This is a genomic window from Pelagicoccus enzymogenes (assembly GCF_014803405.1).
Lineage (GTDB): Bacteria > Verrucomicrobiota > Verrucomicrobiia > Opitutales > Opitutaceae > Pelagicoccus > Pelagicoccus enzymogenes.
The window spans coordinates 68,934-95,227 of the sequence record NZ_JACYFG010000040.1; the positions used below are offsets into that span (position 1 = coordinate 68,934).

Annotated in this window: 21 protein-coding genes; 10 read left to right on the forward strand and 11 right to left on the reverse strand. The window is 59.1% G+C overall.

All coding sequences use genetic code 11. The annotated features are described in order from the left end of the window. Nucleotides 1-25: 25 nt before the first annotated feature. From IEN85_RS16715 to IEN85_RS16725, 3 genes are all read right to left on the reverse strand, one after another. Complete coding sequence (locus IEN85_RS16715) at nt 26-727, reverse strand: ThuA domain-containing protein (RefSeq protein ID WP_191618246.1); 702 nt, start codon at nt 725-727, stop codon at nt 26-28. A 2-nt stretch (nt 728-729) separates the two neighbouring features. Then, the gene (locus tag IEN85_RS16720) at nt 730-2,043 is read right to left on the reverse strand and encodes a Gfo/Idh/MocA family protein (RefSeq protein WP_191618247.1); all 1,314 of its coding nucleotides are present in this window, start codon (nt 2,041-2,043) and stop codon (nt 730-732) included. A 75-nt stretch (nt 2,044-2,118) separates the two neighbouring features. Beyond that, nucleotides 2,119-2,907, reverse strand: a complete 789-nt coding sequence (locus IEN85_RS16725) for a D-glutamate cyclase family protein (RefSeq protein ID WP_191618248.1) — start codon at nt 2,905-2,907, stop codon at nt 2,119-2,121. An 85-nt stretch (nt 2,908-2,992) separates the two neighbouring features. On the opposite strand from IEN85_RS16725, the gene IEN85_RS16730 reads away from it, so the two are divergent. Then, entirely contained in the window at nt 2,993-4,174 is a 1,182-nt protein-coding gene (locus IEN85_RS16730) for an AraC family transcriptional regulator (RefSeq protein ID WP_191618249.1), read from the forward strand. Here IEN85_RS16730 and IEN85_RS16735 read toward each other — a convergent pair. From IEN85_RS16735 to IEN85_RS16745, 3 genes are all read right to left on the reverse strand, one after another. Further along, on the reverse strand, nt 4,171-4,656 hold the full coding sequence (locus IEN85_RS16735) for an abscisic acid-deficient protein Aba4 family protein (protein WP_191618250.1): 486 nt from the start codon (nt 4,654-4,656) through the stop codon (nt 4,171-4,173). The two genes, IEN85_RS16730 and IEN85_RS16735, sit on opposite strands and share 4 nt — an antisense overlap. Before the next feature lie 3 nt (nt 4,657-4,659). Then, complete coding sequence (locus IEN85_RS16740) at nt 4,660-5,145, reverse strand: magnesium-dependent phosphatase-1 (RefSeq protein WP_191618251.1); 486 nt, start codon at nt 5,143-5,145, stop codon at nt 4,660-4,662. 139 nt (nt 5,146-5,284) lie between these two features. Continuing rightward, nucleotides 5,285-5,722, reverse strand: coding sequence for a Spy/CpxP family protein refolding chaperone (locus tag IEN85_RS16745; RefSeq protein ID WP_191618252.1), 438 nt, complete (start codon nt 5,720-5,722; stop codon nt 5,285-5,287). 309 nt (nt 5,723-6,031) lie between these two features. Here IEN85_RS16745 and IEN85_RS16750 point away from each other — a divergent pair, with 309 nt between their 5' ends. Further along, nucleotides 6,032-7,753 (forward strand): response regulator, encoded by a 1,722-nt coding sequence (locus tag IEN85_RS16750; RefSeq protein ID WP_191618253.1) that lies wholly within the window; start codon nt 6,032-6,034, stop codon nt 7,751-7,753. A gap of 65 nt (nt 7,754-7,818) precedes the next feature. On the opposite strand, the gene IEN85_RS16755 is transcribed toward IEN85_RS16750, so the two are convergent. The 3 genes from IEN85_RS16755 to IEN85_RS16765 form a co-directional block, all read right to left on the reverse strand. Continuing rightward, nucleotides 7,819-9,126, reverse strand: coding sequence for a DEAD/DEAH box helicase (locus IEN85_RS16755; RefSeq protein ID WP_191618254.1), 1,308 nt, complete (start codon nt 9,124-9,126; stop codon nt 7,819-7,821). Between the two features lie 269 nt (nt 9,127-9,395). Then, nucleotides 9,396-9,710: a VF530 family protein gene (locus IEN85_RS16760; protein ID WP_191618255.1), complete on the reverse strand. Its 315-nt coding sequence runs from the start codon at nt 9,708-9,710 to the stop codon at nt 9,396-9,398. Nucleotides 9,711-9,849: 139 nt separating this feature from the next. Further along, on the reverse strand, nt 9,850-10,836 hold the full coding sequence (locus IEN85_RS16765; protein ID WP_191618256.1) for an aldo/keto reductase: 987 nt from the start codon (nt 10,834-10,836) through the stop codon (nt 9,850-9,852). A 177-nt stretch (nt 10,837-11,013) separates the two neighbouring features. Here IEN85_RS16765 and IEN85_RS16770 point away from each other — a divergent pair, with 177 nt between their 5' ends. From IEN85_RS16770 to IEN85_RS16780, 3 genes are all read left to right on the forward strand, one after another. Then, entirely contained in the window at nt 11,014-12,321 is a 1,308-nt protein-coding gene (locus tag IEN85_RS16770; protein WP_191618257.1) for an MGH1-like glycoside hydrolase domain-containing protein, read from the forward strand. 323 nt (nt 12,322-12,644) lie between these two features. Beyond that, nucleotides 12,645-13,103, forward strand: coding sequence for a hypothetical protein (locus IEN85_RS16775; RefSeq protein ID WP_191618258.1), 459 nt, complete (start codon nt 12,645-12,647; stop codon nt 13,101-13,103). A 198-nt stretch (nt 13,104-13,301) separates the two neighbouring features. Beyond that, the gene (locus IEN85_RS16780; protein WP_191618259.1) at nt 13,302-14,849 is read left to right on the forward strand and encodes a peptidylprolyl isomerase; all 1,548 of its coding nucleotides are present in this window, start codon (nt 13,302-13,304) and stop codon (nt 14,847-14,849) included. 398 nt (nt 14,850-15,247) lie between these two features. Here the strand turns inward: IEN85_RS16780 and IEN85_RS16785 are convergent, their stop codons facing one another. Continuing rightward, nucleotides 15,248-17,692 (reverse strand): ABC transporter permease, encoded by a 2,445-nt coding sequence (locus IEN85_RS16785; RefSeq protein WP_191618260.1) that lies wholly within the window; start codon nt 17,690-17,692, stop codon nt 15,248-15,250. A gap of 357 nt (nt 17,693-18,049) precedes the next feature. Here IEN85_RS16785 and IEN85_RS16790 point away from each other — a divergent pair, with 357 nt between their 5' ends. The 4 genes from IEN85_RS16790 to IEN85_RS16805 all read left to right on the forward strand — a co-directional run bounded on the left by IEN85_RS16790 (nt 18,050) and on the right by IEN85_RS16805 (nt 23,418). Continuing rightward, nucleotides 18,050-20,101 (forward strand): DUF1800 domain-containing protein, encoded by a 2,052-nt coding sequence (locus tag IEN85_RS16790; protein ID WP_191618261.1) that lies wholly within the window; start codon nt 18,050-18,052, stop codon nt 20,099-20,101. 71 nt (nt 20,102-20,172) lie between these two features. Continuing rightward, complete coding sequence (locus IEN85_RS16795; RefSeq protein ID WP_191618262.1) at nt 20,173-21,597, forward strand: DUF1501 domain-containing protein; 1,425 nt, start codon at nt 20,173-20,175, stop codon at nt 21,595-21,597. Between the two features lie 123 nt (nt 21,598-21,720). Beyond that, entirely contained in the window at nt 21,721-22,395 is a 675-nt protein-coding gene (locus IEN85_RS16800; protein ID WP_191618263.1) for a hypothetical protein, read from the forward strand. Between the two features lie 252 nt (nt 22,396-22,647). Next, the gene (locus IEN85_RS16805) at nt 22,648-23,418 is read left to right on the forward strand and encodes a hypothetical protein (protein WP_191618264.1); all 771 of its coding nucleotides are present in this window, start codon (nt 22,648-22,650) and stop codon (nt 23,416-23,418) included. Between the two features lie 17 nt (nt 23,419-23,435). Here IEN85_RS16805 and IEN85_RS16810 read toward each other — a convergent pair whose 3' ends face one another. Next, a complete protein-coding gene (locus IEN85_RS16810) occupies nt 23,436-24,590 on the reverse strand; it encodes an MFS transporter (protein ID WP_191618265.1) in 1,155 nt (384 codons plus the stop codon). Nucleotides 24,591-24,974: 384 nt separating this feature from the next. Between IEN85_RS16810 and IEN85_RS16815 the strand changes: the two genes are divergently transcribed. Beyond that, nucleotides 24,975-26,261, forward strand: a complete 1,287-nt coding sequence (locus IEN85_RS16815; protein ID WP_191618266.1) for a Gfo/Idh/MocA family protein — start codon at nt 24,975-24,977, stop codon at nt 26,259-26,261. The last annotated feature ends 33 nt before the right edge of the window (nt 26,262-26,294 follow it).

The following is a 26,294-nucleotide window of genomic DNA, read 5'->3' on the forward strand; positions in this document are numbered from 1 at the left end:
GCTGCCTGATTGATCACTGGCTAGCTCACTTACGATCCGCCACCCAAAACAGGGCTCGATCAAGCATTCCCAAAAACCGCTCGTTCCGAAAGTCCGCCGGCACGCCTAGGCTCGTATAAAAAACGCGTTGTTCCCCATTGATTCGCTTCCAGGCAACGGGAGCTTCTTCATTGGGAGACTTCGCCGTCAGAAGTACCTGCACGTCGCTGGCAATATTCGGGTTACGATACAACTTACCGGGTCGCGACCAGCTTGTAAGTTGATAGAGGATCGGATCCGTCCGGCTTGCATCCACGATTTCGATACGGATACCATCTTCTGCGGGGCCGTGTCCGCTGTAGTCACCGCCTAGGATTTTTGAGTCGAACTCCTTGTAGAATTCGAAGGCATGGCTCCCCGTGCGAATTGCCAGCACCGGCTTGCCCTGCTCGCACCAGTCCACGATGCGCTGCGCCTCTTCCCCCTGCAAAATCCAGCGGCGACAGAAAACGACCAAAACGTCCGCCTCGTCCATCGCTTCGAGGCCATCCACGGTATCCACCTTGTCCGTACCTAAGCTAAAGGTACACTGGACTCCGTACAGCTCCTGCAGCCGCTCCGCCCAAACCGAAAGGCTCTTCTCCGACTTGTATTCCTCTGAACCGGAAAGTAGGTGGAGCCTCAGCGGCTCGCCGAATCCGAAACAAGCGCTAGAGAGAACGATCAGGAAAGTCGCGAGGAGCCTCATGACTAAAATCTCCACTTCGCTCGCGAAGGTCGGTTCACCAAGGCGTTGGCATGAGCGTCTGCCACGAAGCTCTCTCGCTCGGGATTCCAATAGAGAGGCCTTCCTAAATCGATCGCAATATTCGCCAGGTGGCAGAGCGTCGCCGAACGATGTCCTACTTCGGCGGAAGCATGCAAATCATCCGCCTTGCGCGAACGCACGCAGGACAACCAATTCTGGAAATGACTGCCCTTGGTCTTGCGGAGCCTGACCGCCAAATCGTCGCGTTGCTTGTATTCACGAATCAATTCTTTCGGATCGGTCCAAAGCTCATCGCGATTCACGTAGAGCTGACCCCTCGTTCCAAAAAAGGTAACCCCGTTCTTTCCGGAATGCAGCTTCATGGTAACTCCATTCGCGTATTCGTAGTCTACATCGAGATCGAAAAAACTCGTGTGCCGCGCTCCAACCGGGTTTCGCTGCCCCATACCCCTCACTGAAACCGGCCCCGTGTGGTCAGTGCCCAATCCCATCTGGGCCGTATCAAGAAAATGTGCACCCCAGTTCGCGATTTCGCCCCCTGAGATCTCCGGAACGAATCGAAAGTTGTAATGTACTCGCTCCGAGTGGTATTCCGACCAAGGAGCGGGCCCCAGCCACATATCGTAGTCGAGTCCTTCGGGAATAGGTTCCGGCTCCCATTTCTCAGCACTGCCGGAACGAGTCATGATCGAGACGTCCACGTGCTTGATTTCTCCTAGGAGACCATTGCGTACAAACTCGCTGGCGATGATAAACTTCTCCTGCGAACGTTGCTGGCTGCCGACCTGCAGGACCTGGGGATGCTTTTTCAAGAGCTCGACCAACTCCCGCCCTTCCTCGATATGCAAGGAAAGCGGTTTCTCCACATAGACATCGAGTCCCGCACGGATCGCTTCCTTAGCGAGCGGCACGTGCCAGTGGTCTGGCGTAGCGATCATCACCGCGTCCAAATCCGGACGACGCAACAGCTCCCGAAAGTCTCCGTAGGTCTTGATCCCCTTGTATCCACTTTTCCCTTCTTGCTCCGCGTAGAGCGCTTCCGCTTTGGCCAAAGCGTCTTGGGCCACATTGGCATCGACATCGCAAATTCCCACCAACTGGCATTCTGCGGAGCCGATAACCGACGGCATATGTACCTTGCCTCCCAAGTTTTTCACGCCGATCAAACCGATATTAATGCGGTCGTTAGCAGATCGTTTCTTGGCGCTTTCCTTTTCCTTAGCCGCAAAAGCGTTGAGCGACCAGGCGAGGCCCGCTCCTACACCAGCAGTACGGATGAATTCTCTTCTTTTCATGGGGACTAATATTTCAGGGTTCGTCGAATTGGGCTGCCGCTCGCGGCACGCCGCAATGCAGGTTCAAGCAAATTTTCAAGGCAGGCAAATCCGGTCCACCTTCAGGTCGCACATGAACGGATGGGCGGGAGTGTGCGTGATCAAGAGATCCGGCTTGGCCTCGAGCAAGGTCACCTGCGGCGTGACCCCACAGGCCCAAAACACCGGAACCACTCCCTCCGGAATCATCTCCACCGGTGCACCCACAATAGGATTCGCCATGTCGGCTCCGATCGCCGCCGGATCCCCGATGTGCACCGGAGCACCATGGTTGTTGTAATAGCGCGCTGTCAACTGCGTGGCGATCACCGCCTGTTCCGCGCTCATCCAGCGCATGGTTACCACCATGTTGCCGGAAAACTTTCCCGAAGGTCGCGTCGGTATCGAAGAATTCAATACCCATACGTCCGGAGAATACGGGACGCCCGCACGCGCGAGAGCATTGTCGAAGGACAAGCTCGACCCAATCAAAAACGCCACGCTGTCCTCCCGCCACAGGTCGCCGATCTCGCGCACGTCCGCCTCGAAGTGGCCGTTGCGGAACACCCGGTAGCTCGCCAAGTCAGTTCTCAAGTCCGCGCCGGGGGCGCTGTAGCGGGGTTCGGGATCGCTAGGCTCCAAGATCTCGATCACGGGGCACGGCTTCGGGTTGCGCTGGCAATAGACCACGAAATCGTAGGCAAGCTCCTTTGAAATCACCACCAAGTTGGCCAGTACCTGATCCTTACCTCGAAACTGCGTCACTCCCGTCCACTCCCCACGCCGCATCGCCAAACGAGATTCCCTCGCAAAGCTCAACTCATCTTTATTCGCCGCATCTTGCATGCCCGCACTATAACTTAAATCCGACCTTGAGACATTACCATTTCTCTTATTATTGTTAAGTTATCTTGTTCTATAAATTTCGTCATTGAAAGCCATCCGCCCTCAAAACAAGCGACGCTACAAAGTCGCACTCCTCATCGAAACCTCCCGGGCCTATGGCCGAGGCTTGCTCGGGGGCGTAGCTCGCTTCACCCGCGAAAACCCAAGCTGGTCCGTCTACTTCGAACCCTCCGGCTTCGGCCGAACCACCCCGCCCTGGCTGAAGGACTGGCAAGGTGATGGAATCCTCGCCCGCGTCAGCGACCCAGCCACCGCGGAGCTCCTGCTCTCTCGCAACATCCCGCTCATCGACCTGCGCGGAATCCTGCCTGATCTCCCCGTTCCATTCGTAGGGGTGGACAACCGTAGCGTCGCCTCCCTCGCCTATCAACATTTCCGCGACCGCGGTTTCCAGAGCTTCGCCATCGTAGGAGCCCCGCCTGCCTACCACCCGCACCTGGATCAACGTTGCCGCTTCTTCAAGGAGCAGGTCGAGCAAAACGGCTACCCCTGCGCCACCTTCACCGACACCCGCCTGGGACGCCCCGCCGCCACTTGGGAAGCCCAGCAAAAACGGCTCGGAAAATGGCTAAAGAGACTGCCCGACCGCACTGCCATTCTCTGCGTGGACGACCTATTGGCCCGCGAGACGATAGACGCCGCGACGCGGTCCGAAATTTCCGTTCCCGAAAGCCTCGCCGTCCTGGGAGTAGACAACGACGAGCACCTCTGCACCCTCTCACCCACGCCCCTTTCCAGCGTCGCCACCGACGCCGCTCAAATCGGGCACCTAGCTGCCAGCTTGCTTCATCAAATGATGACTTCATCCAAAAAACGGATACCGATGGAGCAGCTTATTCCTTCCACGGAAGTCGTAACCCGCGCCTCGACCGACATCCTCGCGATCGACTCGCCCCACCTCCCCCGAGCCCTGCGTTACATTCGATCCCATGCCTGCGATCCAATCTCCGTTTCCCAAGTCGTAGCTCAAACCTCGATCTGCCGCAGCTTGCTGGAAAAGGAGTTCAAGCGCCACCTCGGGCGCACCGTCTTCAAGGAGATTCTGCGAACCAAGCTGAACCATGCCCGCGATCTCCTGCGCCACAGCAATCGCACCCTGGAGGACATCGCAGACGCCTCCGGCTTCCAGTCCGCCATCTACCTCTCCCAAGTCTTTCGACGCGAGCTGGGCCTCACCCCCGGCCAATGGCGGCGACAAAACAGCTAATCCGCTTCGGAGTCCTGCCGCGCCCTGAACTTGCTGATCACGGTCGCCACCCAATAGCGGCCTGCAAATACCAAGGTTCCAATCGGTCCCAACAACCAGACCAGCAACAATTCGAAGCGCACTTCCCACCCTCGAAAACGAGCGAAGCGAGCGATCCAAATTCCCACAAAGAGATCCATGGCCAATCGATGCATCCACAAAGCGATGAATAGAATCGGGTGCGCCCAAAACCGGCGCACGTTCTTCATCTCCACTCCCTCTAATCGCGGCAGCCCCGTCAAGTCGTTGGCAAGATAGAGCAAGTAAAGATAGAAAACGCCCAGTAGCGGAGGAGCCAGCCAGAGGCGACACAGCGTATGCGTCAATCGACTACGCGGCCAAAACAGCATCAGAATCCAAAACGGGGCTGAGCTCGCAGTCGCCACCCAAAACAACGTATTGAGTTCTCGACTACCAAAATACTCAACCAACCAGATCGTCATCGTTCACTGAAAAAGCGAAATTTCCGCGTCGAGGAGAGCGCGGCGAAATCCATTCCTCACGTGCACGCACCGCACGCCCAGCTCCCCCACTTCCTCCACGTTTCTGAGCTCGTCGTCGAAGAACAACATCTCCCCGTAGTCGTAGCCCGAGGCTGCCTTCAGCTCCGCAAAGTGCCTCACTTTCGACGACGGGTAGATTTCCTCGAAGGCAAAGCAGTCACGCAGCTTAAGCAAATCGAGCAAGGAGCGGGCCCAGCTTGGCTGCGTGGTGCGAGAAGCGATTCCCAGCTCGAACCCTGCAGCGGAGAGAGCTCGCAACGAAGGTGGGATCTCCTCGTAAACGCGGACCACCGCGCCCGATGCATCGCGTACCTTGCCATCGCGAAGGGAAAACGGAGGCTGCAAGCAATCGCACCAAACTCCTCCCGCATCCCAAAGAGTAAAGTCGAGGTCGAACACGACCAACTTGAATTCACGAGCTGCCTTCACGCCCCGTAAAAAAGACGGCACTCGGGAGGATTGCGATTCGAAACGAACAGGCGCAAAAAAGTTCGCTAGACCCGAGAGTCTAGCGAACGATCGACTACTACGTACCCACTAAAAGAATACAAAAGCAGCTACGCGGGAGCTATTCCGAATCGGCCTCCTCTTCGCCCTTCCTCTTTCTCTTGAGGCCATTTTTGCCACCCTTGTTGCCGCGAGCCCGCAGCTCCTGCAGCTTCGCCACCTGCTCTTCCGTCAAGATCGCCTGGATCTTCGACTCGGTTTCCTTGCGCAAGGCTGCCATCTCCGGCTGGATCGCCTTCATCTGCTCGGGATCCGGACGGTTACCCTTGCCCATCTCGATGCCATGCTTGGCAAAGATCGCCTTACGCGCCTCGCGCGACTCCGCAAAGATCGCTCGAAACTGCTCACGCTGAGAATCGCTTGGATCCAGCTGCTGTACCAAGCCTTCGATGCCTGCCCGGCCCGCGCGCCCCGGCCCTTTGTCTTGAGCCCAAGCGCTGGCGGCGGCGACGAGAGAAAGTCCACAAAGGACCAAACGGAAGATGCTAGAAATTTTCATAGGCAACGCTCAATGCATCGCACGCGCCAAATTGAAAAACAACGCTTCTAAACACTGAGCATCAACAACTAACGGACGTTTTCCTCCAATCTCGAAACCGCCCGCAGACGCGGTTTTGGGAAGCCTTTCCCAGAAGAGGGGCGGCCTCCCTTCCCGCCCTGGTGAGCCTTCCCCACCGCAAAAGGCAAAGCCCCCGAAGTACGACCGCCTCGCCCGTGTGAATACGTAGACGTTTTAATTGAATTGTAAGGGCGGCTCTGATTGCGTGCTCCTTCCTCGGCCTGTCGCATCCCGACACCCTCCTCGCCTATGTCGTCCGAAAATTCGTCCCCATCGCTGCCCCCCGCCCCCAACGACTTTCTGCAAAGAGCGATTCCCAAGGTACGCCAGATCGCGAAACTCCTTAGTTCGCTCGAGGATCCCGACGACGTCCTGCGCTACGCCGTCGAACAAGGACGCCACACGCTCAACTTCAGCCGGCTCAGCGTCTGGTTCTTCGACGGCGGCTTCCATGCCCTGAAGGGGACTTTCGGAGTCGACCCGGACGGCAATGTCGTGGACGAGCGGCACAACAAGGTCTTCGACCACGGGACGGTCGGCCCCCAGCGTCAAGCGTGGGAAACGGAGCCCTACTACTTCCACAAGACGGACAGTCCACTGCGAGACTCCGAGGGAGGCATCATCGCCCGCGGCGTGCACTTCACCGCTCCCCTCTACCGAGGTGGCGAGCTCACCGGCTACCTATCGGTCGACGACCTTATCGAGAGCCCTTCCATCAATGCCAAGACCGGCCCACTGCTTTGCCTCTACGCCGAAGTCCTGGCCGGCCAATACTACACGAAACTCGCCGAACAAACCGCCCGCCACGCGACCAAAGCCGCCGAACGGGCCGACGACATCAAGCGCGAATTCCTAGGCATGCTGGGCCACGAAGTGCGCACGCCCCTCAACGCCATCCTCGGCTTCGCCCAACTCCTCTGCCTCAACGAAACCTCACAGGAGCAGAGAAACCTCGCCCTCACCATCGAGCAAAGCGGCGACCATCTCCTGAGCATGCTCAGCAGCATGATGGACTACGCCAACCTCGCCGACCGCGACCTGAGCGGACGCTACCAGCCCTGCGATCCCATCGAGATCGCCCGCGAAACCGTCGACTCCTTCACCCAAATCGCCCGCAGCAAAAACCTGCACATCACCTTCCGCCACCTCGGCGACTTCGAAGGCACCGTCATGGCCGACCCCATCGGCTTGCGGCAAATCCTCTCCAACCTCGTGCAAAACGCTATCAAGTTTACCGATAGCGGCAGCGTGCGCGTCATCGCCCAATCCCAACCCAAGCCCAACGGCAGCGTCGCTATCCAATACACCGTCGAGGACACCGGCTGCGGGATCGCGGTCGACCAACGTCACAGCGTTTTCGAGCCCTTCAAGCAAATCGACTCCTCGCTCACCCGCGCTCACGGCGGCATCGGCATGGGCCTAGCCATCGTTAATCGTCTCGTATCCGGAATGAGAGGACAAATCCAGTTCGAGTCCGAAACCCTCATCGGCACCTCCTTCAAAGTCGACTTCCAATTCGACTACGCCAGCGACGCCCCCGACGTGCACTCATCCAAGATCGGCACCCGCTCCCAACTCAACAAGGAGCCCTCCAAGCTGAAAATCCTCATCGCCGAAGACAACGCCAACAACCGCCTCCTGCTCGAGCACTTCCTCCGCCAGCTCGGATATCCATCCCCCACCCAAGCCAACGACGGAGAAACCGCTCGCACCCTCATCGAACGGACGCCCTACGACTTCGTGCTCTTAGACCTGCAAATGCCTGAAGTCGACGGCCTCACCCTTACCCGCATGATCCGCAACGGCCAATGCGGATCGATCAACCGCGACGTACCCATCATCGGCCTCACCGCCCACAATATCCAGTACGACCGCGATCGCGCCATTTCCGCCGGCATGGACCACTACCTCACCAAGCCCTTCAAAATCGAGCACTTGCGCGACGCCATCGAACTCGCCTGCGTCCGCTAGCGCAATTTGTAGGAGCGACCTCGCGTCGCGATAAGCACGCCTCGATCGCGGCGCAAGGCCGCTTCCTACCGTTTCCCCCTGCGCATTGCCTGCACCCAAGGGCTCGATACATCGCCCCCATCTCCCGAAGGGCGATCCTCGCCCTTTGAAGCCTGCCGCCGCAGCTTGTCCTTCTTGCTCGGACGCTTCCCTTTCACCGGGGCCTTGCCCTTGTTCGGGTCCTGCGGATTCCAATCCTCCGGCTCGAAGCCCTCCAGCCGCTCGCGCGGAATCGGGTCGATCTTGTTCTTCTTCTCGATCTGGCGAAAGTGGGCGTCCATGTCGTCCGTCACGAAACTGATCGCCACGCCGCCCTGACCCGCACGGCCCGTGCGACCGATGCGATGAACGTAGTCCGCCGCCGCCCGGGGCAGATCGTAGTTGATCACGCAGGGCAAGCCCGCGATGTCGAGACCGCGGGCCGCCACGTCCGTAGCCATCAGCACCCGAGCTTTCTTCTGCTTGAACCGCTCCAGCGAACGCTGCCGCTTGTCCTGCGACATGTCACCGTGCAAGGCCAGAGCCGAGATCCCGTTTTTGCTCAACTTAGCCGTCACGTTGTCCGCTCGACGCTTGGACCCCACAAAAACCAGCACCCGCTCCCATCCTTCCGCTTCCAGCAAATGTCGCAGCAAGCCCGTACGCTTGTTGCCCTCCACCTCGATCGCTCGTTGAGCGACGCTGGCCACCGGCTGAGCCGCCGCCTCCAATTCCACCCGCTCCGGATCCTTCAACAAGGCATTCGCCAAGGCGACCACGTGCTGCGGAAAAGTCGCCGAAAAGAGCAGGTTTTGCCGCTTCTCCGGCAGCATTTCCATAATCGCGTTCAACTCCTCTGTAAAGCCCAAGGCCAGCAAGCGATCCGCCTCGTCCAACACCAACGTCTGCACCTCGCCAAGCTCCACCGAGCGACGTTCCACCAAGTCGATCAAACGCCCTGGCGTGGCAACCACGACATCAACTCCCGCGGCCGCCGCCTTCATTTGGGCATCGTAGCCCACGCCGCCAAAGGCCACCAAGACACGCACCGGAGCGGGCGCCCCCTCCGCGTAACGCTCCAAGGCGGCGCCAACCTGCACCGCCAGCTCTCGCGTCGGCGCCAGGATCAGATGCCTGGGCGCTTTGCCCGCAGTCGCCTCCCCAGTCACCTTCCGCACGATCGGCAAGCAGAAGGCCGCCGTCTTGCCCGAGCCCGTTTGGGCAGCCGCCAACAAATCCTTCCCCGAGAGGGCCACTGGGATGGACGCAGCTTGGATGGGAGTCGCCTCCGCGTAGCCGAGGGTCTCGAGGGAGCGAAGCAAAAAATCCGGCAGATCAAGCGATTCAAATGACATAGCCGCCCATCACTGCACCCAAACGACCGCCATAGCAACCCCTGCCTTCGTCCCCCCGCTAGGAGGGTTCGTTTCCAAGTGTCGCCTGAGCTTCTGGCATTACTGGGGTTTGTCCTTTTTGTCTGGAGGGACGAGTTCCACCGCGCTCCTCGGCGGTTTTGATCCTGCACCGCGGACGACGTGGTACCGAACGCAGTGACAAAAGTCAGTCGTCCCTCCACGCTCCGCGCTACGAAATGCGACACTCGACGAATGTCACGACTCTAGCCTTAAAACGGCTTGCCGGTCCATGGGTTTGTCTTCGGCCTGTCCGCCTCGCGCGGCGCGGCAGGTCGCGGCGAGGGCTTCTTGCGCGTCGGCGGCTCCATTCCGATCAACTCCATGTAGGCGATTTCCACCTTGCGGCGCGCCCATGGCGTTTTGCGCAAAAACTTCAAGCTGGAGCTCAAGCTGGGATCGTTGGCGAAGCAGTTGATAGAGATCTTCGCCGCCAGCTCCTCCCAGCCATACTTGTCGACCAATTCAGTCAGCATCGCCTTCAAGGTCTTCCCATGCATCGGATCTTTTTTGGCAGCCTCGCTCATTGCCAAGCATCAGCCGCTAAATACCGCAACCGTCAACCTCCCAATTGCGCCGGGACTCGGTCGCACAGTCTAACCCACCACAAACTCTGGTAGGAGCATGCTAGTCACACGATCGATCGCAGCGACCGACAGTGGTGCTCTATCTTTTGAAGATCGGAGCGTTGCTGGGTGGCGGCGGGGTGATCGCATCCTGCCGTTCTAAGACCTCCGCTGGCAGCACCGCTTCCGCTCCCTTCACCGCGGCCTCCACTTGGGCCATCGACTTGACACCCACGATCAATGAAGTCATCGCAGGCTGGGCCAAGCTCCAGGCCAACGCGTACTCCGTCAGGCTCAATCCCTGCTCCTTAGCCAATTCCTCCGTCGCCTCGATCTGGTCGAAAACCGCATCCTCCGGCTCCGACAGCCAAGCGCTGTCCGCCATGCGCGAGCCTTCTGGAGCCTGCTTCCCCCGCCGGTACTTGCCCGTCAGCAATCCCCCCTGCAGGGCCTGCCAGGGCGTCACTCCCACCTCGTGCTTCCGGCAAAACTCCAAGTCGTTTTGGTAGTCGCGCCGCAGCAAGCTGAAGGGAATTTGCGAGGCCACCACTTTCGGCCAATTCCGCTTGTCGGCCATCCAAAGCAGTTCGCAAAGCTGCCAAGCAAAGTGGTTCGACACCCCGAAGGCGCGGATTTTTCCCTGGCGATACGCCGTCTCCATGGTGGAAAGCACCGTCTCGAGCGGCGTCTGGGCATCCGGCCAGTGAATGTGGTAGAGATCGATGTAGTCCGTGCCCAATCGCCGCAGACTCCCATCCAGTTCCCGCAAAATCGTCTTCGCCGTCAGTCCCATGTCATGGGTCCCCGGACCGTTGGGAGCGCCGCACTTCGTAGCCAGCACCACCTCTTCGCGTCGACCTCGCAAAGCCGCGCCCAAAATCTCCTCCGAAACCCCGCCGGGCGATCCCTGATAGCGCGAATACCCCTCGTACACGTTGGCCGTATCGATGAAGTTGATTCCCAAATCCATCGCACCGTGCACGATGCGAATCGCCTCCTCCTTGCCCACCGGCGAACCAAAGGTCATGGTACCCAAGCAAACGGGAGAAACCATCATGCCACTCGAACCCAAACGTCTCAATTTCATGCCATCACCCTCTGGCAATCGCACCGCGCCCGCAACCCCACCGGCCACACTTCCAAATTAGACAGCTCAACCTTCGCTCAAAAACGAGCGCCCCGCCAACCGGCATAATCCCTGCTTTTACAAGCGTGAACAGGCGCCGAAACCCTTCACTTCACACAGGTGCCTGCCGCCGCACGCATGAGCAAACTCCCGACAGACGAACCCGTTCCCGCCAAGAAGGTCGACCTCGACAAGCGAGCGATCGAGATCTTGCGCGAAAATTCCTGGGGCGACTACACCCTGCCCACCAAAGGACTCTATCCCTACCAATGGAACTGGGACTCAATGTTCGTAGCCCTCGGCTTCTCCGAGATCGACCTCGACCGAGCTTGGACCGAAGTCGAATCGCTCTTTCAGGGACAGTGGAAGAATGGCATGGCCGCCCACATCGTCTTCCGCCGCGACTCGCCCTCCTACTTTCCCGGCCCCAAGGTGTGGGGCGGCACCCACGAGGTCGCCACCTCCGGCTGCTCCCAGCCCCCCGTCGCCGCCACCATCGTGCGCGACCTCTACGAAAAGGATCCGATCCTCGGCAAGGAGCGCCTCGGCGAGCTCTTCCCCCGCCTCATGCGCTGGCACCGCTGGTTTCACACCAAGCGCGTCATCTCCGGCGGAGCCGCCATCGCCGTGACCCATCCCTGGGAATCCGGACGCGACAACTCGCCCGACTGGGACGACGCCCTCGACGAGGTCGACCCCACCGGCGTCACCCCCTACCAACGCAAGGACCTCGGCCACGTCGACGCCGACATGCGGCCCACCAACGCCCAGTACGACCGCTACATCAAGCTCGTCGAGTACGGACGCGAATGCGGATGGGACCACGCCCAAATCACTCGCGAAGGCCCCTTCGCCGTGGCCGACCCCGGCATCACCTTCATCCTCATGCGAGCCGACCGCGACCTGCGCAAACTCGCCAAGTTCCTCAACAAAGAGTCCGCCGTCCACGAGATCGACACCTGGCTCTACCGGGCCGAGCATGCGGCCAACTACCTCTGGAACGACGAAATCGACGCCTACGCCGCCCGCAACCTGCGCAACGGCCAACACTCCGACGGAGTCTCCTCCGTCGCCTTCCTTTCCTACTACGGGGGCATCACCAAACCGAAACGCGACGCCCGCCTGCAGAAAACACTAGACCGCATACTAGACTCCGCTCCGTACAGCCTACCTAGCTTCGACCCGCAACACCCCAAGTTCGACTCCCGCCGCTACTGGCGCGGACCCACTTGGGCCATCGTCAACTACCTCGTAGCCCGCGGGCTCGAGGAATACGGCTTCGCCGAAAAAGCCAAGCGCATCCGCCTCGATACTCGAAAAGTCATTCAAGACAACGGCTTCTACGAGTACTTCGACCCCATCACCGGGGCCGGCTCCGGAGGCAACCACTTTACTTGGACCGCCGCCATCTGGCTCGCCTGGGCCTCGCCCATGACCGACGCCTGATCCCTCAAAATCCTGCCGCTTCCCCTGCAGGAAGTTCGGTCGTAGAACCTGACGCCTACATCTCCTAGAGCCAGCTGTCGCAGGGCCCCTGCGCACGAACGCGCCACGGCTCCAGAACCTCCCCAAGGGAACTCGCCGAGAAAATGCCTCTCCCGTCTCGGAACAAACCCTAGTTCCGCGAAGCGAATTTCCTCAGCCGACTGTAAAGCAATCGCCAAATTCATTCCGCATGCGGGTCAAACCAACCAAACGACCTGCGAAATCCGATCTAATAACTATCTTCGTGAGCATGCGAAATCACCCCGTTTCAACCCAATTTCCACATGGTACACATTTCCGAAGCATACAAACCTCAGCCCGCTATCGACCCACGCCTGCAGCCTCAAGCCGCTGAGCGACAGCTTCTCGAGCAGCTGTGGCACGCCGGTCGCCTCCAGCGACACCTCGCCGCCCTCGAACGCTTCTACCGCGAAAAGCGCGACGAGTTCATGCAGCTGCTCGATACCACCAGCGACAACGAGGAGATCATCCAAATCGCCAAGTACCTCGTCGCTCAAAACGGCATCGTCGATCGCCTCGCCGAAACCCTCGACCAAATCAAGGAAATCGAATCCGAGATCTGGATACAAGGAGAGGTCGGCAACCACGACCGCGAAAAGATCGCCCAAGAATGGACCCTGCGACACGCCCGGGCCTGGCGCGAGTGGCGCATCAAGGAGTACCTCTACGCCGTCGAGCACATGGAAGCCCAACTTGCCGAGTGCCTCCAGCAGGCCAGCTGAAAAAAGGTGGCGCGGGTCGTCCCGACACGCCCTCAAAAAGTACGCCCTCGACCCGCCAGGTGGAACGGCCGCTCCGCGGGCGTTAGCCCGTCGCCCCAAGAAAATTCAATTTCCTGAACCCAAAACGGAAAGAAGCTCGTAAAAAAGGCGTCGCCCGCCCAAACCGGCGATCCAAACCTCGAACTCCCTTTCCAGCAAGTGACTTTCAAAAAAGCCCTTTTTTCCGCCCTTTCAGCAACGCTGCTCGTCAGCCTATCCAACGCCCAAACCTTGCAGCGCGTCTCCCACCCGGCTGACCAGACCTTCGACAATCTCACCACGAGCTACAGCCTCGACCTGTCGCAGTTCTTGGAAGTCCCCGGGATAACCGGTCAGATCGTCATCCTCGAAACAGACCAAGGCAACATCGCTCTGGAAATGCTGGCCAACGATGCCCCCAAAACCGTCACCAACTTTCTTAGCTACGTGAACGACGGCAGCTACGACAATAGCATTATCCACCGTTCAGTCCCTTCGTTCATAATCCAGGGAGGCGGCTTCAAGTCCACAATCCCCGTAGAAGATGTCCCTGATAAAGACCCCGTCGTAAACGAGTACAAAATCTCCAACACACGCGGAACCGTGGCAATGGCAAAACTTGGCGGCGACCCCAACAGCGCTACCAATGGTTGGTTTATCAACCTCAACAATAATTCCGAGAATCTCGACAACCAAAACGGCGGCTTCACCGTATTCGCAAAGGTGATCGGTTCAGGCATGACAGTGGCAGACGCAATCGCCGCTCTGCCTAGATACAATTTCGGAAGCCCCTTCAACGAGATGCCAATCGAACGCGTTCTCGATTCAGACGTCACCGTAGAAGACTTCGTAACGCTCCCCTCCGTTTACGAAGCCGACCTTTTCCCGTCTGCCAACTCCTCGCCGAGCTTCGTATCCTATTCCGCCGTAAGCTCCTCAAACGCAGAGGTAGCCAACGCCACCATCGACGACATAGACGGCAACCAGCTCACCCTCACGCTCGGCCAGGGCCAGACCGGAAGCTCCGACATCACCGTCACCGCTTCCGACCCCAACGGCAACACGGTCGAACTCGCTTTCACGATCACCCTCGAGGAACCATACGTCACTCTCGATAGCGACTCCCAAGAGATCGGATTCCAAGCGGAAAACTACCAACTCGGTCTCGACTCCAATACCGTTTGGCAAGCGGAAAACGTGCCCTCGTGGGTCTCCTTGTCTTCCAGCTCCGGGGACGGATCCGAACAACTCACCGTTACCGTCTCCGCTAACGAGGCCTCCACTCCGCGCTCGGCCACATTCACAATAAATGGCCAATCCCATACCATTCAGCAACGAAGCGACTTCGACGGCTGGCTCGCCAACTACTTCACAGCGACCGAAATCGCCGCCATGACACCTGACGTTTACACGGCGGATAGCGACGGTGACGGCGTCAGCAACCTAGCAGAAAACACGCTCGGCTTAGACCCCAGCGATCCCAATTCCCGGATTCAAAGCCATCTGGACTTCGACGGAAGCACCTACACCTTGACCTATTCTCCCTACTCGGAACTCGTCACCTTCCAATTGGAGAAAAGTGATAACCTGCAAGCTTGGAACGAACTCTCAGCCAATCCCACCACCATCGAAAACTCCCTACGTTTCGAGCTGCCGGCTGACAGCACAACACAGAGTTTCTACCAACTCGTGCTGGACAGCTTCTTCTTCTCCGCACCGGGTTCTTAATTCGCTAGCTTCGGGTGGGCAAACGTAAGGCGCGGCGCTTGCGCCGTCCCTCGTAATCTCGATCGACTCTCCGCGTGGCCGAGCTTTCTCCGCCACCCTGTATGAATTCGACGGATACGGTCACGGCATGGTCGAACCTGCCCACCCTATCGCCCTAAAATTCATCCGCCGCATCCTAGCCTCAAACCAGCCCCCATTCACCAACGTTTACCACACCCAAAATTTCTATGCAGGATCATCCGTGAAAATCTGTGCGATTGTTTCCTCGCTTCGCTCCTCGAGTGTCGGTCGATTCAACCCAACTTCCATTGCAAGAGCATCTGTGTCTATCTGTGCCATCTGTGGTTAAAAAAGTCCTCTTTATCTCCCTCGGGAGTGTTTAAAAACAATAGAGCCCCTCACTCCTCGCGCATCGCTTCCATCGGCGACACCCGAGCTGCCTTGCTCGACGGCAAATAGCTCGCCAAGAAAACCACAACCGACAGGGCCAAGGCCGTAGCCAGCAGCACGCCAACGTCGTAGGGCACCACTTCGTAGAGCACGCTTTTCATCCCGATACCCGCTAGCCAAGAGACAGCTGCTCCCAACAGGGCGCCACCCGCCAGCAGCTTCGCTCCCATCAAGAGGAAACTGCCCAGGACCTGTCCCGGCTGAGCCCCGATCGCCATGCGAACTCCGATCTCGCGGCCGCGTTCTCCCACCGCGTAGGCCAGCACACCGTACGTTCCAATCGCCGCCAGCAAGAGGGCCACTCCCGCGAAAATCCCCGCCAGGATCGCAGGCGAACGGCGGATCAGCAGGCTGTCGTCGATGCGATCCTGCAACAGCCGAATGTTGTCTACCGGCAACTCCGGATCGATTCGCAGCACCGCTTCGCGCAAGGCGTCGCTCACCGATTCCGGCAAGACCTGCGTCTTCAAGGTAATGAAAAAGAACTGCTGGGCTCGCAGCCGAAACGGCGTGTAGATCATGCCTTGGGAAACCTCTTCCGTAAGGTCGTTTTGCTTAACGGTCTCCACCACGCCCACGATGGTCATGGCATTCTCCTCGTTCAGCTCCACGTCCGTAGCGAGGCGACGCCCCAAGGCGCTTTCCCCCGGCCAATAGCGCTCCACGAAAGCCGTATCCACCATACAAACACGTTGCTCTCCAACCTGCTCGGCTTCGCTCAAGTAGCGGCCTTCCACCAGAGGGATTCCCAAGCTTTGCCAATACTCGCCAAAGCCAAAGCCGACCCAGTGCGCCCGCAGCGAATCGCCCGGCTTCAATTCCACCCCTTCCACCACCGTGGCATTGTTGCTCACGTTTCCGCTGAAAGGCAGGCAGTTCGACATTCCCACCTCGGCGACGCCCGGTACGTTGGCCAACGCTTCGCGCAAACGCTGCAAGAAGGCCTGTCGCGGTTCAGTTTCTGGATACGTTTTCCATGGAAGCGAGATGCTGGCAGTTAAGACATTCTCCGATTCGAATCCAGGATCGTTCTGCAAGGCCTTGCGCAAGCTCAAGCCCAGCAGCCCCGCGCTCGCCAGCAAGGCAAACGCCAAGGCGATCTGCACCACGATAAAACCGTGCCGCACTCGCTGGGCACCGCGCGATACCGTGCCCGTACGCGACTCCGCCTGCAGGGCTGGCGCCAGATTTCGACGGGCGTTCAAAGCCACTATCGGCAGAGCCAAGGCCAAGCCCACCGCAAAAGCCCCGAGCAAGGACACCAGCAACACTCGCCCATCCAGCGAAATCGTTGCCCCAAGAGGCAATTGCTGCGATCCGAGCGTCTCCAACATTCGAATACTCGCAGCGCCCACGCCTATTCCCAACAAGCCTCCGACGAGGGCGAGCGTCACCGTTTCCAGCAAGGTTTCACGCGCCAGATCCCTGCGCCCCGCTCCCAAGGCTTGCCGCACCGCCGTTTCCTTGGCCCGCCCCTTGGCCCGAATCAGCAACAAGTTCACCAAATTCACGCAACCGATCAACAGCAGCGAAAAGGCCCCCGCCTGCAGAATCAGCAGGATCGGCTTCGCCTCCCTCACCACCTCTTCGTGCAAGTTCACCACGATGGTCTCGAAGCCGGCGTTGCGCACCATCTCCGCGTAGGGATCCGTCTCCGACATTAGCTCGTTGTGGCGATTCATCTCGTCTTGAGCGGCCTCCACCGTGACGCCTTCCTTCAAGCGAGCGATCATGCGGAAGTTGTTCGAATGACGCCGCCCAATCTCCCGATCTTCCAAGTTCGACGCCGTGGGGTTGAAGAAGCGCGCGTCGCTGTTGAGAAAAGTGAAGTCCGGCCCGAGCACCCCAACGACCCGCTGGGACAAGCCGTCCACCATCAGCTCGCGATTCAGGACGTCCGGGTCGCCGTTGAAATAGTCCTGCCAGTACTCGTAAGTGAGGATCGCCACTCCGGAATTCTCGTAAAGCGTCTGCTCTTCCGTAAACGGCTGCCCCATCAGCAGAGGCGCTTTCAAGGTCTCGAAAAACTCGATCGAAACGCGGTCCCGCGGCACCCGTTGCGGCGATCCCGCTTCTCCCACAATAACGCTGCCGCCCTGGTAGATCGAGACCGACTCGAAGGACTCCATGCCCTCGCGTCGCTCGTAGTAGTTGGGCAAGGACGCCCCGATGCGCGGGGCCCCCGCTCCCGGATAGGAATTCATCAAAGTCACCAGCCGCTCGCTCTTCTCAAATGGCAAGGCTCGCAGCAAGATCGCGTCGATAACCGCGAACATCGCCACGTTGGCTCCGATGCAAAGGGCCAAGGTCAGCAACACCGTTGCAGTGAAGCCACGCTCGCGCCGCAAACGACGCAAACTCTGGCGAAGAGCAGGAAAGGAAGAGGAACTCACGTCCAAGGAAACCCAAATCCCCGCTGCACGTTACACAAAAGATGCCCCCGCGCTTGGGATTATTAACCAGGCATGGCCACTCACTCCCCAGTCGATCTAGTAAATACTCCCCAAACCCGACGTTACAAACAATCCCCTAAATGTATAAAAAACTGCAGGACAGCCCCTTATGCTATCACCTCAAAATGGCATACCTCGTGCAATGCAAGTCGATTGCCTATTCTACCCGCCACAACGCTTTCAAAAACCGATAGGCGCTAATCCGCAGGAGAAATCCATTGCGAGCGCCAATACGCCTGAACAACTTTACATCCGACGCGCAAGCCCCCCCGCCCGTCTCATCCCCCGAAAAACAACATGCTGAGAAAACGCTTTCGCCGAGGAGTCCTGCTCCTGGCGACCACCGGCGCCGCCTTGTGCCTGAGCGCCAACCAATACGAAGCCTTGCCGCTCAACTACCCGGAGTGGAAGGCTCAGATCCCCGGCGCCCCTACGACCGAGGACCCCGACGCCGACGGCGCCACCTCCTTCTACGAGTACGCCCTCGGAGCCGCCCCCGCCGACGCGGTCGACCCCGGCAAGTCCGGCAACTCCCCTTACCTCTCCACCACCACCGGCGACGCGTTGCTGCACTTCGACTTTCCCGGCCGCCAAGACGTGGTATACATCTTCGAGTCGCGCACCGACCTTTCGCCCAACGAATGGACCACCCTCGCTTGGAAACTCGGCCCCACCCCGTGGCAGGTCACCGACACAAATGCCACGCTTACGCAAGACGGCAACTTCCTCCGCTTCCAACAATACGCCGGCAGCGCCCAAATCTTCCGCCTGCGCGTCGAAACCAGCCCGACCCTTCTCAACAAAGCCCAGGCCGTGCGCTTTCTCCGCCAGGCCACCTTTGGCCCGACGCCCGCCGAAGTGGAGGAACTGCTGGAGCTCAACCTTCATTTCGAAGACTGGCTCGACGCCCAAATCGCCCAGCCCCTCAGCAGCCTGACCGACACCGCTGCCGCCATCCCAGGCCTCGCTGGTTTCCCTCGCAGCTTCCCCTTGGGCAATCGCCACGCCAAAGGCGCCGCCTGGTTCGAAGCCGCCCTCAACGCCCCCGACCAGCTCCGCCAGCGCATGGCCTGGGCCCTCTCCCAGATCATTGTGCTCGGCGAAGAAGGCTCCGCCAACCGCGGCAACCTCGACGAGTGGCTCCACTACTACGACCTCTATCTCAAGAACGCTCTCGGCAACTACCGCGACCTCCTACAAGACGTGACCCGCTCTCCCAAAACGGGACGCTACCTCACTTACCTCAACAACCAGAAGGAACGGGGCACTCGCAAGCCGGACGAGAACTACGCCCGCGAAGTGATGCAGCTCTTCACTATCGGACTCTGGGAGCTCAATCGAGACGGTAGCATAAAAACGGATACGGAAGGCGAGCCCATCCCGACCTACGACAACGATGATATCACGGAGCTGGCCCGCGTATTTACCGGCTTCGTCTACGCCCCCGACAACCCTAACTATGAGGATACCGACCAAAACTGGATCGACCCCATGCATACCAACGAGAATCGTCACGACACTGGATCCAAGACACTCGTGGACGGCACCGTGCTGCCCGCAGGACAAGATACCCTCACTGACGTCACCCAAGCTCTCGACGCCCTCTTCGAGCATCCCAACACCGCGCCCTTCGTATCCCTTCGCTTGATACAACGCCTTACCTGCTCCAACCCTTCCCCACAATACCTCGACCGCGTCGCCGCCGTTTTCGAGGACGACGGCACCGGCACCCGAGGCAATCTCGCCGCCGTCGCCAAGGCCATTCTGCTCGATCCCGAAGCCCGCAGCGGAGCCTACCTCGTCGACCCTACCCGGGGCAAGCTGCGCGAACCGCTGATCCGCTTCCTGCAAATTTCCCGCGCCTTCGAGCTGAAGAGCAGTCGCAACGACAAAGTGCTCTACATCGCCGACCTGCAAGACCAGTTCGCCCAGTTTCCCTTCCGCTCGCCTACTGTATTCAATTTCTACGAACCCGACTTCGCCCCCGCGGGCGAGCTACGCGACCAGGAGCTCACCGCCCCCGAGTTCCAAATCCTCGACGATTCAAGCGGCATCCTTTCCTTCGGCGTCATGCAGCGACTCGTCACCAAAGGGCTCTCGCAACCCTTCATGACAGGAAGCGGCTCCCAAGGCAGCCTCGATCTCGCCTACGAGCAAAGCCTCGCCAGCGACGCCTCCGCCCTTGTCGCCCACCTCAACCTCCTGCTCGCCAACAACGCCCTCAACGAGACCGAAATAAACGCCATCGTCACCGCCGTAGAGGGCCTCGCCCCCAGCCAAGCCCGGGAACGCGTCGAACGTGCCCTCGTCCTCCTCAGCATCGCCCCCGGTTTCAACATCCTGCAATAAGTCATCCCTTGTGGGAAGCGGCCTTGTGCCGCGATTCCTCCAAATTGCAATTCAATCTCCCCCCCCCAACAATGAGCAGCTCAAAAGACAAACGCCTCATCACCCGCCGCCGCTTTCTCGGAGAAGCCCCCTGCGCCGCGGTCGGTTCCACCGCCCTCTTCTCCAGCCTGCTCTCGCTCAAGCTTACCAGCGCCGCAGCCGCCAACACGCCCAACATCAACTCAGACGACAACTACAAAGCCCTCGTTTGTATCTTCCTCGCCGGGGGGAACGACTCGTTCAACATGCTCGTCCCTCGCCAAAATGAGGCCTACAACACCTACGCCAACACCCGCGACAACCTCGCCGTGCCCAAGGACGACTCCGACCCGCAGTTCAACATCCTGCCCATCGCCACCGAAGGCCAAGCGTATTCAGAATTTGGAGTCCACCCAAAACTAAACCGATTCCAAACCCTCTACAACGAGCAAAAGCTAGCTTTCGTAGCCAACGTCGGAACCCTCATACAACCCATAACCAAAGCCGACTACCAAGCCCGCCGCTATCTACCCAAGGGCCTGTTCTCCCATTCCGACCAACAAGCCCATTGGCAAACCTGCCTCCCGCAAGTCCGCGGCGGAAAGCCGGGCGGCTGGGGCGGAAGAGCCTCCGAACTGCTCGCCTCCCTCAACGCGGAATCTCAGATCTCGATGAACATCTCGGTCAGCGGCCTCAACATCTTCCAAACCAGCGACGAAGCCTTTTCCTTCGTAGCCAACAACGACGGAGGAGCCGACATGATCGCCTACAGCGACCCGCTCGAGCGAGCCGCCGTAGACAGCCTCCTCACCGAAAACTACAAGAACCTCTTCCAGAAAAACTTCGGACGCAACAGCAAGCGCTTCATAGAGTCCTCCATCGCCTTCAACGACGCCTTCGACAACACCTTCGTCGAACAAGGCTTCCCCAACACCGCTTTCGGAAACAATCTCAAAACCGTCGCCCGCACCATCGCCGCCCACAATAAGCTGAAGATGAAACGGCAAACCTTCTTCGTGCGACTCGGCGGATGGGACCACCATACCACTTTGCTGGACAGCCAAAACAACATGTATCCCGACCTCTCCGAGAGCCTCTACGCCTTCCAGAAAGCGCTCGAGGAAATCGGCGAGCAAGAGAACGTACTCACTTTCTCCGTCTCCGACTTCGGCCGCACCTTGACGTCCAACGACGCCGGCTCAGACCACGGCTGGGGCGGCAACGCTTTCGTCATCGGTGGCCCCGTGCAAGGCGGCAGAATCTACGGAACCTACCCGGACCTCCATATCGGATCCGATCTCGACACCGGCCGTGGTCGCCAAATTCCCACTACATCCGTAGACCAGTACTGCGGCGAGATCGCCAAATGGTTCGGCGTATCCAACGGCGACCTCGAAACCGTCTTCCCCAACATCCAAAACTTCTACGACCCTTACTCCCTCGCGCCACCACTCGGCTTCGTCAAGTCAGCGATCTAAGGGCTATTTCTGTAGGAGCGTGCTTGTCACACGATTTTTTGCGATTCCATGTTCGTCCGAATAAATATAAAGCTACGCATCTGCCTAGCTGTAATTGCATTGCTGTTACAACGGGCACCGACTTTGTCGTCCGCATTCCTTTCCCGCCTTTCACTCCCTAGCGTTCAGATCCTTCAAAAAGCCTTTTTCTCCACCGCAGGTCTTGCCGCCCCGCACGCCCTCTCTGGAGCCACCGTTTCAAAGTACAACGTCAACGAATCCACCTACACCGTCGGCAACAAAAGCATTCTTCACATCGAATCCGGGCAAGTAGGCATTAGAACGACGATCGACATTTCCAACACCGTTACCGCAGCCTCCTGGACCATCGACGGCGAGCTGCCTCCCGGCCTGGTCGCCACCGACATCTTCAACGAAGCGCAGCTCATTGACGGCGTGATCAACACTCCATTTCCCGTCATCAAAGGCACCCCCACCACCCCTGGCCCCTACGGTCTCATCCTCAAGCCCTGGAGCCTCAAGGACGGCCAAGGCAACACCGCGCCCCAACTGCTCAGCATCGCCTTCGACATCTCCGCAGCCGACGGCCCTCCCCCAAAGCTCCACTATCAGCGAAACCAGCAAACCCTTACGCTCTACTGGACCACCGCCGAAGTTGGATCCTACCAGCTCACCCGTTCCACCGACCTCGTCCAATGGGCCCCCATCACCCTCACTCCCATAAAAAACGGCGATCAATCCAGTATCCAAATTCCCCTCACACAAACCGAGTTCTACCGCTTCGCGCCCGACCCCTAGGGCGGTGCCCCGGCCAGCGACCGCAGCACAGCATCCCAGCCCTCCGCATCGCCCGCAGGGCTCTCTGCTCGCAGCACGCCGCGTAGCAGGACCAAGCAAGCAATTCACGATCCACCGCTAGACTCTACTCTCCGTCTACCCGTAGCCCCCTCTCCGGCCCCTCCGTCCCTCCTCCCGCCCCCGCTGAGCGAAACTACTGCTTGCCCTAAAATTCACCGACATAAAGGCGTTACCGCACTCGCCTAGCCGTCCGTGAAACTCTACCTGCTACAGAAATGCCTATCCGTCCGCCTGCACTGGACTCTCGTGTTCCTGCTGCTCGCACTGCAACGCAGCCCCACCCTAAAGCTCCTGCTCACCGCCAAGCAGCTACAAGCGACCTCGCCGGTCGCTCGCATCCTCCAGTCCATCGCCTTACCCGCGGCCGCCCTGTCAACGCCCCACGCCCTCTCCGGAGCGAGCACCTCGTCTTACGATGTTGAATACATCAACACCCCAGAACTCAAAGTCGGCGTCGAAGCCGTCATCAGGTTTCAAAACACCATCACGCCCTTATCTTGGAGCCTCACGGGTGACTTACCCCCCGGCATGCGGTTGACAGACCTGCGCCTGCGCAAATCCGTGGTCGATGGAGTAATCGCTACCGACATCGGCATCATTACCGGCATCCCTAGCCAAGCGGGCACCTTTGACATCGTGCTGACCCCTTGGTCCAACGACGACGGCACTGGCGACACCGCTCCTGAACCCGCCCCCGGAGCCCTCCGCCTCAGCCTCTACGTCCTACCAGCGGAAGAAGCCCCACTCGTCGCCCCCAAACTAAGCATCATCCGCCAACACTCAACCCTTTCGCTCAGTTGGCAAGTAGACTCCGCCCAGAACTTTCGCCTCGTCTCATCGCACGACCTCTCGACCTGGAATCCAGTATCAACAAAGCCACTACAATCAGGAAATACAGCCACCCTTGAATTTCCACTAAACGACGGACTCAGAAAATTCTATCGCCTCGAGCCTGAAGAATGAGAGCCGCCCGCATGAGCTCACGCCTCCCCGCCACTCTGAGGAAGCGAGGCGGGAGAGCGGCCCCTTTCGACGCACAATAAAAGAACCATGATTCCCAAATAGCTCGGCACGATCCAAAAGCTGGCTCGCAAACCGACCCAGTCGCCCACCAAGCCCATCGTCCAAGTCACGGAAGCGAAACCCGCGATCCCTCCGCAGGACAACAGAATGAAAGCGCTGGTCGGGTCGCACTCCATGCGATCCACCGCATAGGACTGCAGCGTCGGCCAAAAGCAAGCCATCGAGATCCCCGCGAAAAACAAGTTCAAGTAGAGGGCCCACATGCTATCCGTTAAAGGAAAAGCTACGCTCACCAAAAGTCCTCCCAACGCCGAAGCCAACAATAGGTGCCAGAGGCGAGCTTGCGGAATTAGCCAACCCCAGAGCAGCCGCGCCACAATCATGCCTCCAGCAAACAAGGCCACTCCTATCCCCGCCGCGCGAGGAGCCGCCCCGTGCTCGAGCTGCAGCAAGCTAGCGCTCCAGTAAGTGAACGCTCCTTCCGCCGCCCCTCCCAAAAACATCAATGCCGTAAACAGCCAAAAGCGCCGCTGGCGCAGGATCTTCCACTTGTGGGCAAAAACGGCGGAGAGTTCTCCCTCTTCCCGAATCCGCCCCTTCTCTCGCAATGCCAAAAACACAACGCCAGTCAGGAAACAAAACCCGCCCAAGCTAAACATCACCGTCCGCCAGGAGACCAGCTGGGTCAACGCCTCTCCCGTTCCCAGCATGGTAGCCAGTACACCCACCGACCAGAAGGCATTGATCAAGTTCAAGTAGCGCCCCGAGTCATCGGGGTGCAGCTCCTGCACCAAAGGATTGATCAAGGCTTCGATAACGCCACCCCCGAAGCCCAACAACGCCACCGCAAGAAATAAGGCACCGTAGCTGGGCGCCAGGCCATACAGCGCCATCCCTACCCCCATCACCAGACTCGAAACCCCAATCGATCGCGCCTTTCCAAAGCGAGCCGCCACGAATCCGCTCACCAGCAAAGTACCCAAAACAAGGATACCCTTCGCCATTTCCAAGCCACCCGCTTGCGAAAGCGACATTCCCAAATCCTTCGTGATCGCGACCAAGCAGATCGGAATCGCCGTCACGCACGACGAATACGCCAGAAATCCCGACATCGCCGCGTAGTCAAGCGCTTGAAAAGAAAACCTCCTCGATTGCTGCCCCTCTAACTTCATCCAGCACCACCCTGCCCAAGCCCTCCTTCAAGGCAACCGATAAGCTCCTCGCTTGAATGGGTGCGATTATAACAGCGTACAGGTAGGGCGTCCGCCGCGGAGGAATGATCCTGCAACGCGGCTGTCTGGGCCAGACAGCCCTACCCTCGCGAATACGGGACAAAGCTTTAATCGGACCTCTTTTGAATCGTTAACCGAAAAGAAGCTTTCCCCCAGCGACGTACGCCTTAGTCTTCGATCCTGAATCGATAGACTCAGGAAGCCCTAGATTTCCTTACACATCGTATCAAATAACCTTATACAACTCACCCTGCCCCCAAAAATATGCAAGTTACCAGACGCAAGTTCGTACACACCGCCGCCACGTCCGCCCTAGCAACCAGCGCCTTCCTTTCCGGACTCGGGGCCGCCAATCCGGGCAAAGGAAAAACCCTCAAGATCGCTGTCGTCGGTTGCGGCAACCGCGGGCAACACAACATCCGCACCTTCACCGAAGCTGCAGCTCTCATGGGGCACAAGGTCGAGATCGTCGCCTTGGCCGACGCATTCCAAGACCAAGTGGAGGCGGCAGCCAACCGCTTCGAAGTTAGCCCCGACAAGTGCATTGTCGGCTGGGACGCCTATCACAAGGTAGCCGAGAGCGGAGCCACTTTCGTCATCCTCACCACGCCTCCCCTCTTTCGTCCTCTGCACTTCGCAATGATGGTGGAGGCAGGAAAACACGTGATGATGGAGAAGCCAGTCGCAGTCGACGCCCCTGGCTGCCGCGAAATCATAGCCATCGGCGAAACTGCCGCCCAGAAAGGGCTCTCCATTCTCGCGGGCACCCAACGCCGCCACCAATTGAGCTACCTGAAAAACAAAGCCCTCGTCGATGCCGGGGCCGTGGGCGAAATCGTGGGCGGCACCGTTATGTGGAACAGCCAGGTACCATGGATAAGGGAACGCAAAGCGACTTGGAGCGACGCCGAGTACTTGGGGCGCAATTGGCTCAACTGGACCGAGCTCTCCGGAGACCACATCTGCGAGCAACACGTTCACAATATCGACGTGGCAAACTGGTTTCTCGGGCGTCTTCCCCAATCCGCCATCGGGTTCGGCGGACGGGCCCGCCGCGAGACCGGCAACAGCTACGACTTCTTCAGCGTTGACCTGGACTACGGAAACGGCGTGCACATTCACAGCCAATGCCGCCAAATTTCCGGCACCTACTCTCGAGTGGGCGAATTCTTCCGCGGAACCAAGGGCGAGCTATTGGGAGGCGGAAAGATTAAAGGAAATGACGTATCCATCCCTGAAATACAAGTTCTCGATAAAGATGGCCGTATCCAAGAAATGGTGAACTGGATCGACTCCGCCATAACCGGCAATCCACTCAACGAGTCTCGCCAGGTGGCAGAGTCGACCGCAGTCGCAATCATGGGACGTATCGCCGCCTACACGGGAGAGTTTATCCGCTTCCGCGACCTCATGGAAAACGCCGAATCCCCTCTCTACAGCCAAACCCTGTCCGTATCCGCTAGAGACTTCGAAACCGGCAGCGTCACCTTGCCTGCCGAGAACGTAGCTCCGGTACCGGGAGATGGAGCCGAGATTCGCCGCATCGGTTGAAGCCGGATACACAAAGGGGAAGCGTATCACCGC

What these genes read in the sequence shown, in the direction of transcription:
- IEN85_RS16715 (WP_191618246.1), bottom strand. Translation starts at nt 727, where the DNA reads ATGAGGCTCCTCGCGACTTTCCTGATCGTTCTCTCTAGCGCTTGTTTC.
- IEN85_RS16720 (WP_191618247.1), bottom strand. Translation starts at nt 2,043, where the DNA reads ATGAAAAGAAGAGAATTCATCCGTACTGCTGGTGTAGGAGCGGGCCTC.
- IEN85_RS16725 (WP_191618248.1), bottom strand. Translation starts at nt 2,907, where the DNA reads ATGCAAGATGCGGCGAATAAAGATGAGTTGAGCTTTGCGAGGGAATCT.
- IEN85_RS16735 (WP_191618250.1), bottom strand. Translation starts at nt 4,656, where the DNA reads ATGACGATCTGGTTGGTTGAGTATTTTGGTAGTCGAGAACTCAATACG.
- IEN85_RS16745 (WP_191618252.1), bottom strand. Translation starts at nt 5,722, where the DNA reads ATGAAAATTTCTAGCATCTTCCGTTTGGTCCTTTGTGGACTTTCTCTC.
- IEN85_RS16750 (WP_191618253.1), top strand. Translation starts at nt 6,032, where the DNA reads ATGTCGTCCGAAAATTCGTCCCCATCGCTGCCCCCCGCCCCCAACGAC.
- IEN85_RS16755 (WP_191618254.1), bottom strand. Translation starts at nt 9,126, where the DNA reads ATGTCATTTGAATCGCTTGATCTGCCGGATTTTTTGCTTCGCTCCCTC.
- IEN85_RS16760 (WP_191618255.1), bottom strand. Translation starts at nt 9,710, where the DNA reads ATGAGCGAGGCTGCCAAAAAAGATCCGATGCATGGGAAGACCTTGAAG.
- IEN85_RS16765 (WP_191618256.1), bottom strand. Translation starts at nt 10,836, where the DNA reads ATGAAATTGAGACGTTTGGGTTCGAGTGGCATGATGGTTTCTCCCGTT.
- IEN85_RS16770 (WP_191618257.1), top strand. Translation starts at nt 11,014, where the DNA reads ATGAGCAAACTCCCGACAGACGAACCCGTTCCCGCCAAGAAGGTCGAC.
- IEN85_RS16775 (WP_191618258.1), top strand. Translation starts at nt 12,645, where the DNA reads ATGGTACACATTTCCGAAGCATACAAACCTCAGCCCGCTATCGACCCA.
- IEN85_RS16790 (WP_191618261.1), top strand. Translation starts at nt 18,050, where the DNA reads ATGCTGAGAAAACGCTTTCGCCGAGGAGTCCTGCTCCTGGCGACCACC.
- IEN85_RS16795 (WP_191618262.1), top strand. Translation starts at nt 20,173, where the DNA reads ATGAGCAGCTCAAAAGACAAACGCCTCATCACCCGCCGCCGCTTTCTC.
- IEN85_RS16810 (WP_191618265.1), bottom strand. Translation starts at nt 24,590, where the DNA reads ATGTCGGGATTTCTGGCGTATTCGTCGTGCGTGACGGCGATTCCGATC.
- IEN85_RS16815 (WP_191618266.1), top strand. Translation starts at nt 24,975, where the DNA reads ATGCAAGTTACCAGACGCAAGTTCGTACACACCGCCGCCACGTCCGCC.